Below are 16,927 nucleotides of genomic sequence, written 5' to 3'. Positions count from 1 at the left end.
GCTGGAGGCTTTTTTTCATTATCCTAAAAATTTCACGCAAACTGGATGAGGGACTGAGATGTCTGATTGTAAGACAGTAAGTCGTCCTGTTTCTTTGTCGCGTTTGTATAACACTAGGTTGCTAGATTCTTGGTTTGAACCGACGAGGAATTCTTCAGTTGGATCAAGCACAAAGTCTCTAGGCCAGTTTCCTTCAGATGAAGCAATCTCGACAAGACTTAATTGGCCTTCAGCGTCTGCTTTAAAAATCGCAATGCTGTCATGTCCGCGATTTCCTGCATAAACAAATTGGCCGTCTGAAGAGACGTGAATGGCACTGCCTTGATTGTTCTCTGCAAAGTCGCTTGGAATGGTTGCGATCGTTTGGATCTCTTCGAAATGACCATCTTCAAAGTAACGAAGCACAATCACCTCTGAGCTTAGCTCTGTCATCACATATGCCACAGGTTTCGTTGGATGGAATGTGATATGACGAGGCCCGGTGCCTGGTTTTGTTTCAAATGTATGAGCTAGCTCAAGTTTGCCGTCTTCTTTCTTATACGTATAAATGCCATCTGTCCCAAGGTCAACAGCCACTGCAAATTGTTCATCTGGTGTCAGACCCATAAAGTGAGTGTGCGGTTTTTCCTGACGATCTTCATTAGGGCCAGTTCCTTCATGCTGCGCCTGTGACAGCGTGCGGATTACTGAGCCATTTTCAGAATCGATTTCATACATCTCTGCTGTTCCTTTATGATAGTTTGCTGTAAAAGCTGTTTTTGTTTGACTGTCCACGCTGACGTGACAAGGAGAAGCGCCTTCGGCAAGTTCTTGGTTGATGAAACGAAGTGTGCCGGTTTCTGCATCGATTTGATAAGCAGCTACGCCGCCCTGTGATCCTTCTTTCACAACAGCATACACAAATTTTTGAGAATCTGAGACGGTTAAATATGTAGGATTTTCAAGTTCAGCAGCTACTTCTACTTTCTCAATCTGCTGTTTGTCTGTATTTAATGTAAAAGTATAAATGCCTTTACTGTCTCCCTTTGTATACGTTCCGATATAACCTCTGATGTTAGCCATGTATTGCCCTCCTTCTATAAGATGCTCTCATTCTATCATAAATTCATAGGAAAACGCTTTAGAAAGGCATGACGAAAGAAAATCAAAAGCGTTGGAATCTACCAGTATACATTAAAAAAGATGTGAAAAAATATGACAAACGTTTTCTCAAATGAAAAGCGTTCAGGTAAAGTAAATAAATTGAAGAAAAAATACAAAAAATTTTAAGTTTTTTCATTCCTTGTCTAGCAAAGGTGTAAGCGTATACATTTAATTTTGATTAGTCTAAATTGTCTAATAATTTTAAAAATGCTGTTGACACTGTATGGAAAGCGGCGTAAGATGGGTTCAACAAAAGCTAAACAAACACGCAGAGCAAGCGTGAGACGCTTCAATATAAAATGTCTGAAAATTCAACTACTTTTTGTTTGAAAGAGAGGGTGCTCACTGAAAATGGAAGACCAAAAGGAACAGTGGATCTTTTTAAACGATGAACTCGTGAAAAAAGAGGATGCGAAGATTTCAGTTTATGATCATGGCTTCTTATACGGTGACGGTGTGTTCGAAGGGATACGCGTGTATAACGGAAATATCTTTCGAATGAAAGAACATTTAGACCGCCTGTATGATTCCGCCAGATCGATTATGCTGAACATTCCATATTCACTTGAGGAACTCACGGAAAAAATGATTCATACAGTTGAAAGGAACGGCCTAAAGGATGCCTATATCCGTCTTGTTGTCTCAAGAGGAGCTGGTGATCTTGGTTTAGATCCAAACAACTGCGGGAGAGCCAACACAGTGATCATTGTAGAGCCGCTGGCCATCTTTCCAAAGCACCTATATGAAACAGGGATTGACATTGTGACGGTACCGACGAGACGAAATCGTCCCGATGTACTGAGTCCAAAAGTGAAATCATTAAATTATTTGAATAACATCCTTGTCCGAATCGAAGCCCATATGGCCGGTGTGAGTGAAGCGCTGATGCTGAACGATCAAGGGTACGTGGCAGAAGGTTCTGCAGACAATGTGTTTATTTATAAAAAAGGTAAGCTCTATACACCGCCAGGTTATATCGGCGCTCTTGAAGGCATCACAAGAAATGCCATCATGGAGATTGCAGAAGACTTAGGCTACGAAGTGAAAGAAGAACCATTCACAAGGCACGATGTGTATACAGCAGAAGAAGCTTTTCTAACAGGAACCGCAGCCGAAGTGATCGCCGTTGTAAAGGTTGACGGCCGTACAATCGGTGAAGGAAAACCTGGGATCCACACAAACAAACTTCTTGAACAATTCCGCAAGCGAGTAGTTGAAGAGGGAGAAAAAGTCGTTTTTACAGATGAAAACATTCACGCAAGCTAAATAGATATCGATAAACGTTGAAGAGGACTAGTAGTTTTAGAGTCAGTATCTACAGAGAGCCGGTGGTAGCTGGAAACCGGTGTTACTTTCTAAAATGAACTCACCTCTGAGTGTCTGCTTGAATTGATAGTAGGGCAGACCGAGTGACATTGCTCACTCGTTACCAAAATGGATGAAAGATGTCCATGAGACGGCAGCAGATGTTGCCGTGAACAAGGGTGGTACCGCGAAAAACAAAGCTTTTTCGCCCCTTTGACCTAGTGAAAAGTAGTGTCATTGTGGGGTGAGAAGGCTTTTTTATATGGTTAAAATCACGATCTTGAATAGAAAAGGGTGAAAAAACTTGACTGAAGCAAGACAAAGAGGAGGAAAACAAATGGGGACAAATGTACAAGTGGAGACGGAAACATCTAAAGCACCACAAACGATGAACGGTGCACTCATGCTAATTGAAGCACTTAAAAGAGAAAAAGTAGAAGTCATTTTCGGATATCCAGGCGGAGCGGTTTTACCGATCTACGATAAAATTTATGATTCTGGTTTATTTCATGTCCTGCCAAGACATGAACAGGGAGCGATTCATGCGGCAGAAGGATACGCTAGAGTATCTGGCAAGCCGGGTGTTGTCATTGCAACATCAGGGCCTGGAGCGACAAACCTTGTCACAGGAATTGCAGATGCAATGATTGATTCACTTCCTCTTGTTGTCTTCACAGGACAGGTGGCAACCTCAGTTATTGGATCAGACGCTTTCCAGGAAGCAGATGTGCTCGGCATCACAATGCCTATCACAAAGCACAGCTATCAGGTGAGAAATCCAGAGGAATTACCAGGTGTCATTAAAGAAGCGTTCCACATCGCAACGACAGGGAGACCTGGTCCAGTCTTGATTGATATTCCAAAAGATGTGGCAGGTATTGAAGGAACGTTTGAATACGATCAGCCAATCGATTTACCTGGTTATCAGCCAAAAGTGGAGCCGAACTATTTACAAATTCGCAAATTAGTAGAAGCTGTCAGTAGAGCGAAGAAACCGGTCATTCTAGCAGGAGCTGGCATTCTTCATGGCAAAGCATCTGAAGAATTAAGGCAGTATGTAGAGCAGCAGCAAATCCCAGTCGCTCATACACTGCTAGGACTTGGCGGCTTTCCGGCAAAGCATCCTCTTTTCCTAGGGATGGCTGGTATGCATGGCACATATGCGGCGAACATGGCTCTTCATCAATGTGATTTGCTCATTTCAATCGGTGCGAGATTCGATGACAGGGTAACTGGCAATCTCAATCACTTTGCGAAACATGCGAAGGTAGCACATATCGATATCGACCCAGCAGAAATTGGCAAGAACATTCATACCCATATCCCGGTTGTTGGAGACAGTAAGCTAGTCCTCGAAGAGTTGATTAAGCAAGACGGGAAGCAAGGAGAGTCAGACGAATGGAAAAACCAACTAGATCAGTGGAAGGAAGAATATCCACTCTGGTACGTTGAAAACGAAGCAGAGGGCTTTAAACCTCAAAAGCTGATTGAATACATTCATCAATTCACAAAAGGTGAAGCCATTGTGGCAACTGATGTTGGACAGCATCAAATGTGGGCAGCGCAGTTCTACCCGTTTGAAAATGCAGATAAGTGGGTCACATCTGGCGGCCTCGGTACGATGGGCTTCGGTTTACCGGCAGCCATTGGCGCTCAGCTAGCTGATCAAGAGTCAACGGTTGTCGCGATTTTAGGAGACGGAGGTTTCCAAATGACCTTGCAAGAACTTGCCGTTATCCGTGAGCTGAACCTTCCAGTGAAAGTGATTGTTCTAAATAATCACAGCCTTGGGATGGTAAGACAATGGCAAGAAATTTTCTACGAAGAACGCTACTCATATTCTAAATTTTCAGAGCAGCCAGACTTCGTTAAATTATCTGAAGCTTATGGCATTAAAGGAATCAGAATCTCAACAGACGAAGAGGCGAAAGAAAAGCTTGAAGAAGCGCTAACCTCTAGAGAGCCTGTTTTCATCGATGTCAATGTAGCGAGAGATGAAAAAGTATTCCCGATGGTAGCACCGGGGAAAGGACTTCATGAGATGGTGGGGGTGAAACCTTGAAAAGAATTATTGTGTTGACTGTATTAAATCGATCAGGCGTACTGAACCGAATCACTGGCCTTTTTACCAAACGACACTACAACATTGAAAGCATTACGGTCGGCCATTCTGAGATTCAAGATGTATCACGCATCACGTTCGTCGTCCATGTAGACCAAGAGAAAGACATCGAACAGCTGACAAAACAGTTGAACAAACAAATTGATGTTCTCAAAGTAACAGACATTACAAACCAATCAATCGTCCAGCGAGAGCTGGCTTTGATAAAAGTCGTTTCTGCACCAGCATCTAGAATGGAGATCACAGGGGTCATTGAACCGTTTAGAGCTTCTATTGTAGATGTGAGCAGAGAGAGTGTCGTCATTCAGGTGACAGGTGAGTCTTCAAAAATTGAAGCACTCATTGAATTACTTAAGCCATACGGCATTAAAGAAGTCGCCAGAACTGGCACCACGGCCTTTGCGAGAGATAATCAGCAAAAGCCGCAACAAAATAAAACAATTTCAATTGTCTAAACAAAAGGAGAGAGTCAAATGGTAAAAGTATATTATAACGGTGATATTCAAGAAAACGTATTAAATGGTCAAAAGGTTGCCATCATTGGATATGGATCACAAGGTCATGCACATGCATTGAACTTAAAAGAGAGCGGCGTAGATGTCATCGTCGGCGTGAGAAAAGGCGGATCTTATACAAAAGCACAAGAAGACGGCCATCAAGTATTCACAGTAAAAGAAGCAGTAGCACAAGCAGATGTCGTGATGGTACTACTACCAGATGAGCAGCAAAAGAAAGTATATGACGAAGAAATCAAAGATCAATTAGAAGCAGGCAACTCACTTGTTTTCGCACACGGATTCAACGTTCACTTCCATCAAATTGTTCCTCCTAGTGACGTAGATGTGTATCTTGTGGCTCCAAAAGGTCCGGGACATCTTGTGAGAAGAACATATGAGCAAGGCGCTGGTGTACCTGCACTATTTGCTATCTATCAAGATGTATCTGGTCAAGCGAAAGACAAAGCACTTGCTTATGCAAAAGCAATCGGCGGAGCAAGAGCGGGCGTTCTTGAAACAACATTTAAAGAAGAAACGGAAACGGATCTATTCGGTGAGCAAGCAGTCCTTTGCGGGGGTCTTACTTCACTAGTAAAAGCAGGATTTGAAACATTAACAGAAGCAGGTTATCAGCCAGAGCTTGCATACTTCGAGTGTCTACATGAACTGAAACTGATCGTTGATCTTATGTACGAAGAAGGATTAGAAGGCATGAGATATTCGATCTCTGATACAGCACAATGGGGTGATTTCGTATCAGGACCACGCGTTGTGGATGCAAACGTAAAAGAATCGATGAAAGCTGTCTTGACTGATATCCAAAACGGAACATTTGCAAAAGAATGGATTGTTGAAAACCAAGTGAATCGTCCACGTTTCAATGCGATCAATGCTAATGAAAATGAGCACCAAATTGAAATCATCGGAAGAAAGCTTCGTGAAATGATGCCTTTCGTCAAACAAGGAAAGAAAAAGGAAGCGGTGAGCGTCGGTGCGGAAAATTAATTTTTTTGACACAACACTTCGAGATGGAGAACAATCACCAGGAGTGAACTTAAATGCACAAGAAAAGCTAATCATTGCAAAGCAGCTTGAGCGCCTTGGGGTTAATATCATTGAAGCGGGTTTTCCCGCTTCATCCCGAGGGGATTTCTTAGGCGTACAAGAAATTGCTAGAACGATCAAAAACTGTTCAGTTGCTGGTCTTGCGAGATGTGTAAAAGGTGACATTGATGCTGCATGGGAAGCATTAAAAGATGGAGTGGAACCAAGAATTCATATCTTTATTGCTACTTCTGATATTCACTTGGAGCATAAACTAAAGAAAACACGTGAAGAAGTCGTAGAACAGGCTGTCTCCATGGTGAAATACGCGAAAGAACGTTTTCCAGTTGTCCAGTGGTCAGCAGAAGATGCGTGCCGTACAGATCTTGCTTTCTTAGCAGAAATTGTAGAGAAGGTCATCGACGCTGGAGCGAGTGTCATTAACTTGCCAGATACAGTTGGATATCTAGCGCCAAAAGAGTATGGCAATATTTTTAAATATATGAAGGAACACGTTCCAAATATCGACCGTGTCAACTTGTCTGCTCACTGTCATGATGATCTAGGAATGGCTGTAGCAAACTCACTTGCAGCCATTGAAAATGGAGCAAATCAAATTGAAACGGCTGTTAACGGAATTGGAGAACGTGCAGGAAATGCCGCATTAGAAGAAATTGCAGTCGCTCTTCATATTCGAAAAGACTTCTACAAGGTCGAATCAACGATTCAATTGAATGAAATTAAGCGTACAAGTGATGTAGTGAGCAAATACTCAGGAATGATTGTACCGCGTAATAAAGCAGTCGTTGGCAACAACGCTTTTGCACACGAATCAGGTATCCACCAAGATGGTTTCCTCAAAGAAAAAACAACCTATGAAATCATTTCTCCAGAGCTTGTCGGTGTGACAACAGACGTACTTGTCCTTGGGAAACACTCCGGAAGACATGCGTTTAAAGACCGCATGAAAACGCTAGGTTTTAAACTAACAGAAGAAGAAATCAATAAGTTCTTTGAAACCTTCAAGAACTTGACAGAGAAGAAAAAAGAAATCACAGATGATGATTTGATTTCTATTATATTGGAAGAAAAAGTAGCAGACCGAAAAATTGGCTACGAATTTGAAAGTCTTCAAGTGCATTATGGAACAGAACAGATGCCGACAGCAACGGTCTCTTTGAAAAATCAAGAAACGCAAGAAGTCATTCAAGAAGCAGCTACAGGCGCAGGCAGTGTAGAAGCTGTGTACAACACGCTGGAGCGCTGTATGGAGGAAAGAATTCATTTGCTAGACTACCGTATTCAATCAAATGGAAAAGGCAGAGATGCACTAGCCGAAGTATATGTGACTGTTTCAATAGAAGGAAAAGAAACAGCAGGACGCGGTGTGGCGCAAGATGTGCTGGAAGCATCAGCGAAAGCCTACGTCAATGCAGTAAACAGGCATTTAATCTTTAAATCAAATCTCATTGAAATTGAGAAACATCACGCGATCTCATAGGAAAGGAGGTAGGTCCTCATGAAAAAGAAAATTGCACTTTTGCCCGGCGATGGAATCGGACCGGAAGTTGTGACATCAGCGGTCGCTGTCCTCAAAGAGACAGCGGCACAATTTAGGCACGAATTCGAATTCGAAACGGCGCTCATTGGCGGTATCGCAATAGATGAAAAAAACAATCCGCTCCCAACAGAAACGGTTGATGTATGCAAGAGCGCAGATGCGATTTTATTAGGAGCAGTCGGCGGACCAAAATGGGATCAAAACCCACCAGAGCTTCGTCCGGAAAAAGGCTTGCTCGCCATTCGTAAACAATTGGACTTATTTGCCAACATCCGTCCTGTTAAAGTGTTCGATAGCTTAAGCGAGGCGTCACCGTTAAAACAGGCTCACATTAACGGAGTCGATTTTGTCATCGTTCGTGAATTAACAGGCGGTCTCTATTTTGGTGAACCAAGCGAGCGCTACACAGATGAAGAAGGAAAAGAAGCTGCGGTTGATACGCTTCTTTATACAAAGGAAGAGATTGTCCGTGTACTAAAAGAAGCATTCGCCATGGCGTTAACGAGACGGAAAAAAGTAACGTCTGTGGATAAAGCGAATGTTCTGGCTTCTAGTAAACTATGGCGGGATGCGGTAGAAGAAGTGGCTTCTCAATATCCAGACGTTGAATTTGAGCACATGCTCGTTGATAATGCCGCCATGCAGCTGATTTATAAGCCTGCACAATTTGATGTCATTGTGACAGAGAATATGTTTGGTGACATTTTAAGTGACGAGGCTTCAATGATTACTGGATCACTCGGTATGCTACCATCTGCTAGTCTATCAAGCACCGGCCTCCATTTATATGAGCCGATTCATGGATCAGCACCCGATATTGCGGGGCAAAACGTCGCAAACCCTCTGGCAACTATTTTGTCGGCAGCAAGCTTGCTTAGAACATCCTTTGCGTTAGAAGAAGAAGCGGCTGCCATAGAAGAAGCTGTGGAAGTTGTTCTTGCCTCTGGCAAAAGAACAAAGGATTTATCGACAAAAGAGGGAACGTATCAAACAACTGAATACATCACTCATGCAGTTGTAGACGCACTTAAGCAGCGCGTGAAAACAATTGTATAAATAGAATCTTGTGGAATTAGGTAGAGGGAGGAAAAGGGTTATGCCTCGAACAATCATCGAAAAAATATGGGATCAGCACGTTGTCAAAAGCGGCGAGGGGAAACCAGACCTTTTGTATATTGATCTGCACTTGGTGCATGAAGTCACATCACCTCAAGCGTTTGAAGGATTAAGACAAAAAGGGCGCAAGGTGAGAAGACCTCAAAATACGTTTGCAACAATGGATCACAACATCCCGACTGTGAATCGATTTGTGATCAAAGATGAGGTTGCTAAAAAACAAGTGAGTGCTCTAGAGCGTAACTGTGCTGAATTTGGTGTCCGTCTAGCTGACCTTCACAGTGTAGACCAAGGAATTGTCCATGTCGTTGGACCAGAGCTTGGTTTGACACTTCCAGGAAAAACAATCGTTTGCGGAGATAGTCATACATCCACTCATGGCGCATTTGGCGCACTTGCTTTTGGAATCGGTACAAGTGAGGTTGAACATGTACTTTCCACACAAACACTTTGGCAGCAGCGTCCGAAAACATTAGAAATTAGAGTAGACGGAAAGCTACAAAAAGGGGTAACGGCCAAAGATGTCATTTTAGCAGTCATTGGTGCGCATGGCGTGAAGTTCGGATCAGGTTATGTCATTGAATACACAGGGGAAGTATTCAGAAACATGACGATGGATGAACGTATGACCGTTTGTAATATGTCGATTGAAGCAGGCGCAAGAGCAGGATTGATTGCACCTGATGAAGTCACCTTTGAATATTGCCGCGGCCGCAAATATGCACCGCGGGGAGAAGACTTCGAAGCAGCGATTAAAGAATGGGAAGAACTTAAAACAGATCCGGGTGCAACCTATGATAAAACGATTGTTTTAGATGGGAATGAGATTTCACCAATGGTCACATGGGGAATTAACCCAGGAATGGTGCTGCCTGTAGATGCATCCATCCCAGGACCTGAAGATTTTGCGCAAGAGGATGACCAAAAAGAAGCGATTCGTGCGTACGAATACATGGGTGTTCATCCGCATCAGCGTATTGAAGATATTACGATTGAGCATGTGTTTATTGGCTCATGTACGAACTCAAGAATGACTGACTTACGCCAAGCAGCTTCTATGATAGAAGGACAAAAGGTAGCTGAACATGTCAGAGCGATTGTCGTGCCTGGCTCTCAAAGCGTCAAATTGCAAGCAGAAGAAGAAGGTCTTCATGAAATCTTCCTTGAAGCTGGATTTGAATGGAGAGAATCTGGCTGCAGTATGTGTCTAAGCATGAATAACGATGTGGTACCAGAAGGTGAACGCTGCGCATCCACATCAAACCGTAACTTTGAGGGCCGTCAAGGAAAAGGTGCGAGAACGCATCTTGTCAGCCCGGCAATGGCTGCAATGGCTGCAATACATGGCCGATTTGTCGATGTCAGGAAGTTTAATCAAGAGAAAACAGTCGTGTAAGGAGTTGTCATAAATGGAGCCTTTAGTCACACACAAAGGAAAAGCCGCTGTGCTTAACCGTATCAACGTAGATACAGATCAAATTATTCCGAAGCAATTTTTGAAAAGAATTGAACGAACAGGATATGGCCGGTTTGCCTTTTTCGACTGGCGGTATTTAGCCGATGGCAGCCCAAATCCTGATTTCGAACTGAATCAGCCGATTTATGAAGGTTCATCCATTTTGATCGCAGGAGAAAACTTTGGCTGCGGATCATCAAGGGAACATGCCCCTTGGGCACTTGATGACTATGGTTTCAAAATTGTCATCGCACCATCATTCGCAGATATTTTTCACCAAAACTGTTTTAAAAATGGGATGCTTCCGATTCGTCTTGATTATGATGTGTGGAAAACATTCGCTGCGTCATATGAGAACAAAGGGTATGAGATGACGGTTGATCTTGAAAAACAGCAAATAGAAGATCACGAAGGGAATATCACTCCTTTTGATGTGGATCCTCACTGGAGAGAAATGCTCCTGAATGGCTATGATGAGATCTCATTAACTTTACTACTAGAAGATGACATTCAAGCATTTGAAGATAAGCGCAGCAGCTGGCTGCGTGCGTAAACAACAAGAAGCCGTCCACCCGCACCCGAGGTGTGACGGCTTCTTTTTTGCATGAAAACCTCTCGTTACTTGTGTTTACTAACCTTCGTTGGTAAACTGATAAAAAATATGCGCCCGAAAGGAAAGTAAGCATGAAACATGACAAGAAGAAAGATAATGTCATTTTGTTTCCTGGTCTGAAAGAAAGACTGATTGAAAAAGGAATGGCAGCATTAAAAGATAAACAGTATCAAGAGGCGCTTCACTTGTTTTCAGAAGCAAAATCTTATGATGACGATGAAGAATCCGATATTCATCTCGGTATGGCGATTTGTTTTCTGGAGCTGGGCGAGCTGCAGGATGCAAAACGTGTGTGTGAAAAGATGCTGAATGAGGGATATGGTCATTACTTCACCGTGCTTCAAGTGTATATGACAATCTTAATTCAGCTGAAAGAATATGAAGAAGTGAAGCGGACAATTGAGGCAGTACTTGAGGAAAACCACCTTCCAGCAGAAAGCGCAGAGCATTTTTACAAACTGCTCGAATTTAGTAGAAAAATGATCGAATCGCCTGAACAGATTTTAGATGAAGATGAGGAGGTCGGCAGTGAAATCAATATAGATGATATGCTCGAGCGGCCAGAAGAGCAGGTGCAGTTCATCCATTCGCTGAAAGACCGAAACATCACGCCGCACATGGGTCTATTAAATACGATCCTACAAAAGCCTGATGGAAACCCTTTGGTCAAATCATTGATTCTGCAGCTTCTGTCAGATCATGATGTGGCAAAGCCGGTTCATGTGACGAAATTCGGTGATTCTTTAACGCTTGTTCCTTCTGAGGCTGTTAAACCAGAGCAAATGCCGCTGCTTCAGCAAGTCCTTCGTAAGCTCGATGACACACTAGGCAATGAGAACCCAACCCTTTATCAAGGCGTGGAAGAGTTATGGCGCCGGCACTTATTTGTGCTATATCCGTTTCTTCCTAAATACACAGATCCGAATCTTTGGGCAGCAGCACTTCATAAAGTCGGCTATGAAATGCATGGGATCGAGATTGACCTCGAAGAATTGCATCTATTGTATGAATTTGATGAACGAGAGCTGAGAGAAGCTTGCACAATGCTGAAAGATATTGAAGAAATTTCTTATTTGTAATTTGTCGATTTAGTTGAAAGACGGACTTGTTATGTTATAATATAATGGTTGTATTTGTGCATATATCGTGCAGTTGTCGATTCCAATGGTTGAAAGACGATATGTATAATCAAGTCAAATGTTGTATACATAATACCGCTTCTTTAGCGGCGTGCGTGGTTTTTAATTGGACGAAGTCTTTATGATGCTTTAGAATGTAACAACGCACAATCTGAATAGATTTTTGGAGGGAAACACACATGTCAGTAAAATGGGAAAAACAAGAAGGTAACGAAGGCATCTTAACTGTAGAAGTTGATGCTGAAACATTTAACAAAGCACTTGATGATGCGTTTAAGAAAGTTGTCAAGCAAGTATCGATCCCTGGATTCCGTAAAGGGAAAGTACCACGTGGTCTTTTCGAACAGCGTTTTGGTGTAGAATCTCTTTATCAAGATGCATTAGATATTCTTCTTCCAGTTGAGTATCCAAAAGCAATCGACGAAGCTGGTATCGAGCCAGTTGACCGCCCTGAAATCGATGTTGAGAAAATCGAAAAAGGCGAAAGCTTAATCTTCACTGCAAAAGTAACAGTGAAGCCTGAAGTGAAACTTGGTGACTACAAAGGTCTTAACGTAGAAAAAGACGACGCTACTGTCACTGATGAAGATGTACAAGAAGAGTTAAAAGGCATGCAAAACCGTCAAGCTGAGCTTGTTGTCAAAGAAGAAGGCGCAATCGAAAACGGCGATACAGTTGTTCTTGATTTCGAAGGATTCGTTGATGGAGAAGCATTTGAAGGCGGAAAAGCTGAGAACTACTCTCTTGAAGTAGGTTCTAATTCATTCATCCCTGGTTTTGAAGAACAGTTAGTTGGTCTTGAAACTGGAGCTGAAAAAGACGTAGAAGTCACTTTCCCAGAAGAATACCATGCTGAAGACCTTGCAGGTAAACCAGCTGTATTCAAAGTGAAAATTCACGAAATCAAAGCAAAAGAACTTCCAGCACTTGACGATGAGTTCGCGAAAGATGTTGATGAAGAAGTAGAAACTCTTGCTGAACTAACTGAAAAAACAAAGAAACGTCTTGAAGAAGCGAAAGAAAACGAAGCAGAAGGTAAACTTCGTGAAGAGCTAGTTGAGAAAGCTTCTGAAAATGCGGAAGTTGACATCCCACAAGCGATGGTTGACACAGAGCTAGACCGTATGATGAAAGAATTCGAACAACGCCTTCAAATGCAAGGAATGAACCTCGAGCTTTACTTCCAATTCTCAGGACAAGATGAAAATGCGCTGAAAGAGCAAATGAAAGAAGATGCTGCTAAACGCGTAAAATCTAACCTAACACTTGAAGCAATTGCTGCTGCAGAAAACTTACAAGTGTCTGATGAAGAAGTAGAAGAAGAGCTTTCAAAAATGGCTGAAGCATACAACATGCCAATTGAAAATATCAAACAAGCGATCGGATCTACTGACGCAATGAAAGAAGATTTAAAAGTTCGTAAAGCAATTGATTTTCTTGTAGAAAACCGTTAATATGGTGCATAATAATAAAACAGGGCGCGAGTGACTCGTGCCTTGTTTTGTACAATTTTTGACTTATCATCGCTTCTTTTGGAAACGATAGTGTAAGTCGCATCTTTCTGTTATACATATCTCGATGTGCAGTGTTAGAAACACATCATTACCGTCTTTTAGGAAAGTATGGTAAAATGCATACATACTGGACCCAGAAAGGTAGCTGACTGTTAGCTACAGGCAAGTGAAGAAGAATAAGGGGTGAAAGAATGTTTAAATTCAACGAGGAAAAAGGTCAATTAAAATGCTCGTTTTGCGGAAAAACGCAAGATCAAGTGCGTAAACTGGTCGCAGGACCTGGCGTATATATATGTGATGAATGTATCGAGCTTTGCACGGAAATAGTTGAAGAAGAGCTCGGCACTGAGGAAGAAGTTGAATTCAAGGATGTTCCGAAGCCTCATGAAGTTCGGGAGATTCTTGATGAATATGTCATCGGCCAAGAAAATGCGAAGAAATCCTTAGCTGTAGCGGTTTATAATCACTACAAACGGATCAATTCCAACAGCAAGATTGATGATGTTGAGCTTTCGAAAAGTAATATCTCTATGATTGGGCCAACAGGAAGCGGTAAAACATTACTTGCTCAAACGCTTGCTCGTATTTTAAATGTGCCATTTGCGATTGCAGATGCAACATCACTAACTGAAGCAGGTTATGTTGGTGAAGACGTAGAGAATATTTTACTAAAGCTGATCCAAGCAGCCGATTATGATGTAGAAAAAGCGGAAAAAGGCATTATCTACATCGATGAGATCGATAAAGTAGCAAGAAAATCAGAAAACCCTTCTATCACTCGTGATGTATCTGGGGAAGGTGTTCAGCAAGCACTATTGAAAATTCTTGAAGGAACTGTCGCTAGTGTACCGCCTCAAGGTGGACGTAAGCATCCTCATCAAGAATTCATTCAAATCGATACAACAAATATCCTCTTTATTTGTGGTGGAGCCTTTGACGGCATTGAGCAAATCATCAAACGCCGCCTTGGTCAAAAAGTCATTGGATTCGGTGCGGAAAATAAAATCGAAGATCTTGAAAAAGAAGTTCTTCTATCAAAAGTACTCCCAGAAGACTTGCTTCGCTTCGGTTTAATCCCAGAATTCATCGGTCGTCTACCGGTTATTGCAAGCCTAGAGCCGTTAGATGAAAAAGCACTTGTAGAGATCTTGACGAAGCCTAAAAATGCACTCGTTAAGCAGTATACAAAAATGCTTGAGCTTGATGATGTAGAGCTAGAATTTGAAGAAGATGCTCTTAGCGAAATTGCGAAAAAAGCAATTGAGCGTAAAACAGGAGCTCGTGGTCTACGTTCAATTATTGAAGGCATCATGCTTGATGTGATGTTTGACCTTCCATCACGTGATGATATTGAAAAATGTGTCATCACTGGTGCAACAGTTGCTGATGGCGAGTCGCCGCGTCTTGTGTTAAAGGACGGCACAGTTGTCAATAAAGATACGAAAACATCTGCATAAGAGTAGTCTCACTCCTGAATCTTTTTGATTCAGGAGTTTTTTATTTATCGATGAAGTGGTGTTTATTCCGTCCAGCTCTAGGAAATACTAGCAGACAGAAACCAATACATACGAAAGATGAAGGAGGGAGCACCGATTGAGCTGGACAGGAATCGTATTATTCATACAGCTGTTCTTTGGTATCGTCATCGGGCTGTACTTTTGGAACTTACTGCGAAATCAGCGCACACAAAAGGTGACGATAGACAAAGAGTCAAAGAAAGAAATGGAAGCACTCAGAAAGATGCGATCAATCAAGCTGAGTGAACCTTTATCAGAGAGAGTCCGGCCAAAGGGGTTTCAGGATATTGTGGGGCAGGAAGACGGCATTCGTGCACTAAAAGCGGCACTATGCGGGCCGAACCCACAGCATGTCATCGTCTACGGACCACCGGGAGTCGGTAAAACAGCCGCTGCCCGTCTTGTGATGGAAGAAGCAAAGCGTCACGCTGATTCACCGTTTAAAAAAGATGCGGTCTTTGTAGAGCTCGATGCCACAACCGCGAGATTCGATGAACGAGGCATTGCAGACCCGCTTATTGGTTCCGTGCATGACCCAATTTACCAAGGGGCAGGGGCAATGGGACAGGCAGGCATTCCGCAGCCAAAACAAGGAGCCGTCACACATGCTCATGGCGGGGTTCTGTTTATCGATGAAATTGGCGAGCTGCATCCGATTCAAATGAACAAAATGCTCAAAGTGCTGGAAGATCGGAAAGTCTTTTTAGACAGTGCCTACTACAGTGAAGAAAATACCCAAATCCCGAATCACATTCATGATATTTTCCAAAATGGACTTCCGGCTGATTTTCGATTGATTGGTGCCACGACAAGAACACCTGACGAAATTCCACCAGCGATCCGGTCAAGATGTCTGGAAATTTTCTTTAAAGACCTTGACCAGCATGAACTGAAAATCGTCGCTGCCAAGGCTGTCCAAAAAATTCAAAAGGAATTAAGTGATGAAGGGCTTAACCTGTTAACCTCCTATGTGAAAAATGGACGTGAAGCGGTCAACATGGTGCAGATTGCCGCTGGCATGGCGGTCACGGAAAACCGAAAAGACATCACAATCGAAGATGTAGAATGGGTCATTCATTCAAGCCAGCTGACACCAAGATATGAACAAAAAGTACCGGAAAAGCCAAAAGTGGGGGTAGTCAATGGACTGGCCGTTTATGGACCAAACAGCGGTGCCTTGCTTGAGATTGAAGTGAACATCTGTAAGGCGCTTGAAAAAGGCAGTATCAACATTACAGGCATTGCAGAAGAAGAAAGTATTGGCAATCAATCGAAATCCATTAGACGAAAAAGTATGGCCAAAGGGTCAGTCGAAAATGTATTAACTGTGCTACGAAATTTAGGTATTCGGACAAATGAATATGACATCCATATTAATTTTCCAGGCGGTGCCCCTATTGATGGGCCGTCTGCTGGGATTGCCATGGCGACCGCAATCTTCTCAGCCATACATCAAATCCCGATTGATCATCTAACAGCCATGACGGGTGAAATCGGATTGCAAGGTCAGGTGAAGCCGATCGGTGGTGTGATACCGAAGATTAAGGCAGCGAAGCAGGCTGGTGCCACAACCGTCATTATTCCTTATGACAACCAACAGTCAATCTTAAAAGAGATTGAAGGGGTCACCATTGTGCCTGTGAAGCACTTCCAAGAAGTGCTGGATCAGTGTCTGGTTAACCCGCCAGACGAGAAGAAAGATGGACTAGAAGATGAAATGAAAAGAAAATCTGTTTAATCCCCATCACATATGGGGATTTTTTAGTGAAATAGATCTTTTTTTCTTTTTCAAGATAAAAAGAAAGGGTATACTACGGTAAGATCAACATTTCTTAAGTCTTTTACATTGTACAAGACTGAAACAGGTATATTATAATGATTCATACTAGTGACGGAGGTG

At 42.6% G+C, this 16,927-nt stretch carries 13 protein-coding genes and 1 other annotated feature; of the genes, 12 read left to right on the top strand and 1 reads right to left on the bottom strand.

The window, feature by feature from the left end; all coding sequences use genetic code 11:
- Positions 1–18: 18 nt before the first annotated feature.
- Positions 19–1,062 (bottom strand): lactonase family protein, encoded by a 1,044-nt coding sequence (locus tag NST39_RS13370; RefSeq protein WP_341028779.1) that lies wholly within the window; start codon positions 1,060–1,062, stop codon positions 19–21.
- A 432-nt stretch (positions 1,063–1,494) separates the two neighbouring features.
- On the opposite strand from NST39_RS13370, the gene ilvE reads away from it, so the two are divergent.
- From ilvE to lonB, 12 genes are all read left to right on the top strand, one after another.
- On the top strand, positions 1,495–2,409 hold the full coding sequence (ilvE, locus tag NST39_RS13365) for a branched-chain-amino-acid transaminase (RefSeq protein ID WP_044139975.1): 915 nt from the start codon (positions 1,495–1,497) through the stop codon (positions 2,407–2,409).
- Between the two features lie 8 nt (positions 2,410–2,417).
- Positions 2,418–2,664: a binding site (T-box leader), on the top strand.
- A gap of 121 nt (positions 2,665–2,785) precedes the next feature.
- Positions 2,786–4,510: an acetolactate synthase large subunit gene (gene ilvB, locus NST39_RS13360; RefSeq protein WP_341028777.1), complete on the top strand. Its 1,725-nt coding sequence runs from the start codon at positions 2,786–2,788 to the stop codon at positions 4,508–4,510.
- A complete protein-coding gene (ilvN, locus tag NST39_RS13355; protein WP_003216637.1) occupies positions 4,507–5,025 on the top strand; it encodes an acetolactate synthase small subunit in 519 nt (172 codons plus the stop codon). Before ilvB ends, ilvN begins: the two co-directional genes overlap by 4 nt.
- An 18-nt stretch (positions 5,026–5,043) precedes the next feature.
- Positions 5,044–6,072, top strand: a complete 1,029-nt coding sequence (gene ilvC / locus NST39_RS13350; RefSeq protein WP_341028774.1) for a ketol-acid reductoisomerase — start codon at positions 5,044–5,046, stop codon at positions 6,070–6,072.
- Positions 6,059–7,612 carry a 2-isopropylmalate synthase gene (locus tag NST39_RS13345; protein WP_113767514.1) on the top strand — a complete coding sequence of 518 codons (1,554 nt, stop codon included), beginning with the start codon at positions 6,059–6,061 and terminating at the stop codon, positions 7,610–7,612. The genes ilvC and NST39_RS13345 overlap by 14 nt, the downstream gene beginning before the upstream one ends.
- Before the next feature lie 18 nt (positions 7,613–7,630).
- Positions 7,631–8,728: a 3-isopropylmalate dehydrogenase gene (leuB, locus tag NST39_RS13340; RefSeq protein ID WP_126740778.1), complete on the top strand. Its 1,098-nt coding sequence runs from the start codon at positions 7,631–7,633 to the stop codon at positions 8,726–8,728.
- Positions 8,729–8,768: 40 nt separating this feature from the next.
- Positions 8,769–10,184 (top strand): 3-isopropylmalate dehydratase large subunit, encoded by a 1,416-nt coding sequence (gene leuC, locus NST39_RS13335; RefSeq protein WP_113767512.1) that lies wholly within the window; start codon positions 8,769–8,771, stop codon positions 10,182–10,184.
- Positions 10,185–10,197: 13 nt separating this feature from the next.
- Positions 10,198–10,797: a 3-isopropylmalate dehydratase small subunit gene (gene leuD, locus NST39_RS13330; protein WP_003216415.1), complete on the top strand. Its 600-nt coding sequence runs from the start codon at positions 10,198–10,200 to the stop codon at positions 10,795–10,797.
- 131 nt (positions 10,798–10,928) lie between these two features.
- Positions 10,929–11,936 (top strand): DNA damage checkpoint antagonist DdcA, encoded by a 1,008-nt coding sequence (ddcA, locus tag NST39_RS13325; protein ID WP_065098542.1) that lies wholly within the window; start codon positions 10,929–10,931, stop codon positions 11,934–11,936.
- A gap of 239 nt (positions 11,937–12,175) precedes the next feature.
- Positions 12,176–13,450, top strand: a complete 1,275-nt coding sequence (gene tig, locus NST39_RS13320; protein ID WP_003216748.1) for a trigger factor — start codon at positions 12,176–12,178, stop codon at positions 13,448–13,450.
- A gap of 251 nt (positions 13,451–13,701) precedes the next feature.
- Positions 13,702–14,967: an ATP-dependent protease ATP-binding subunit ClpX gene (clpX, locus tag NST39_RS13315; protein ID WP_044139984.1), complete on the top strand. Its 1,266-nt coding sequence runs from the start codon at positions 13,702–13,704 to the stop codon at positions 14,965–14,967.
- A gap of 136 nt (positions 14,968–15,103) precedes the next feature.
- The gene (gene lonB / locus NST39_RS13310; RefSeq protein WP_012010784.1) at positions 15,104–16,765 is read left to right on the top strand and encodes an ATP-dependent protease LonB; all 1,662 of its coding nucleotides are present in this window, start codon (positions 15,104–15,106) and stop codon (positions 16,763–16,765) included.
- Positions 16,766–16,927 lie beyond the last annotated feature (162 nt).

Origin of the sequence: Bacillus sp. FSL W8-0645, from assembly GCF_038007905.1 — a bacterium.
GTDB lineage: Bacteria > Bacillota > Bacilli > Bacillales > Bacillaceae > Bacillus > Bacillus pumilus.
The sequence above is the reverse complement of the archived record's forward strand: the minus strand, read 5'-3'. Positions and strand labels throughout refer to the sequence as shown.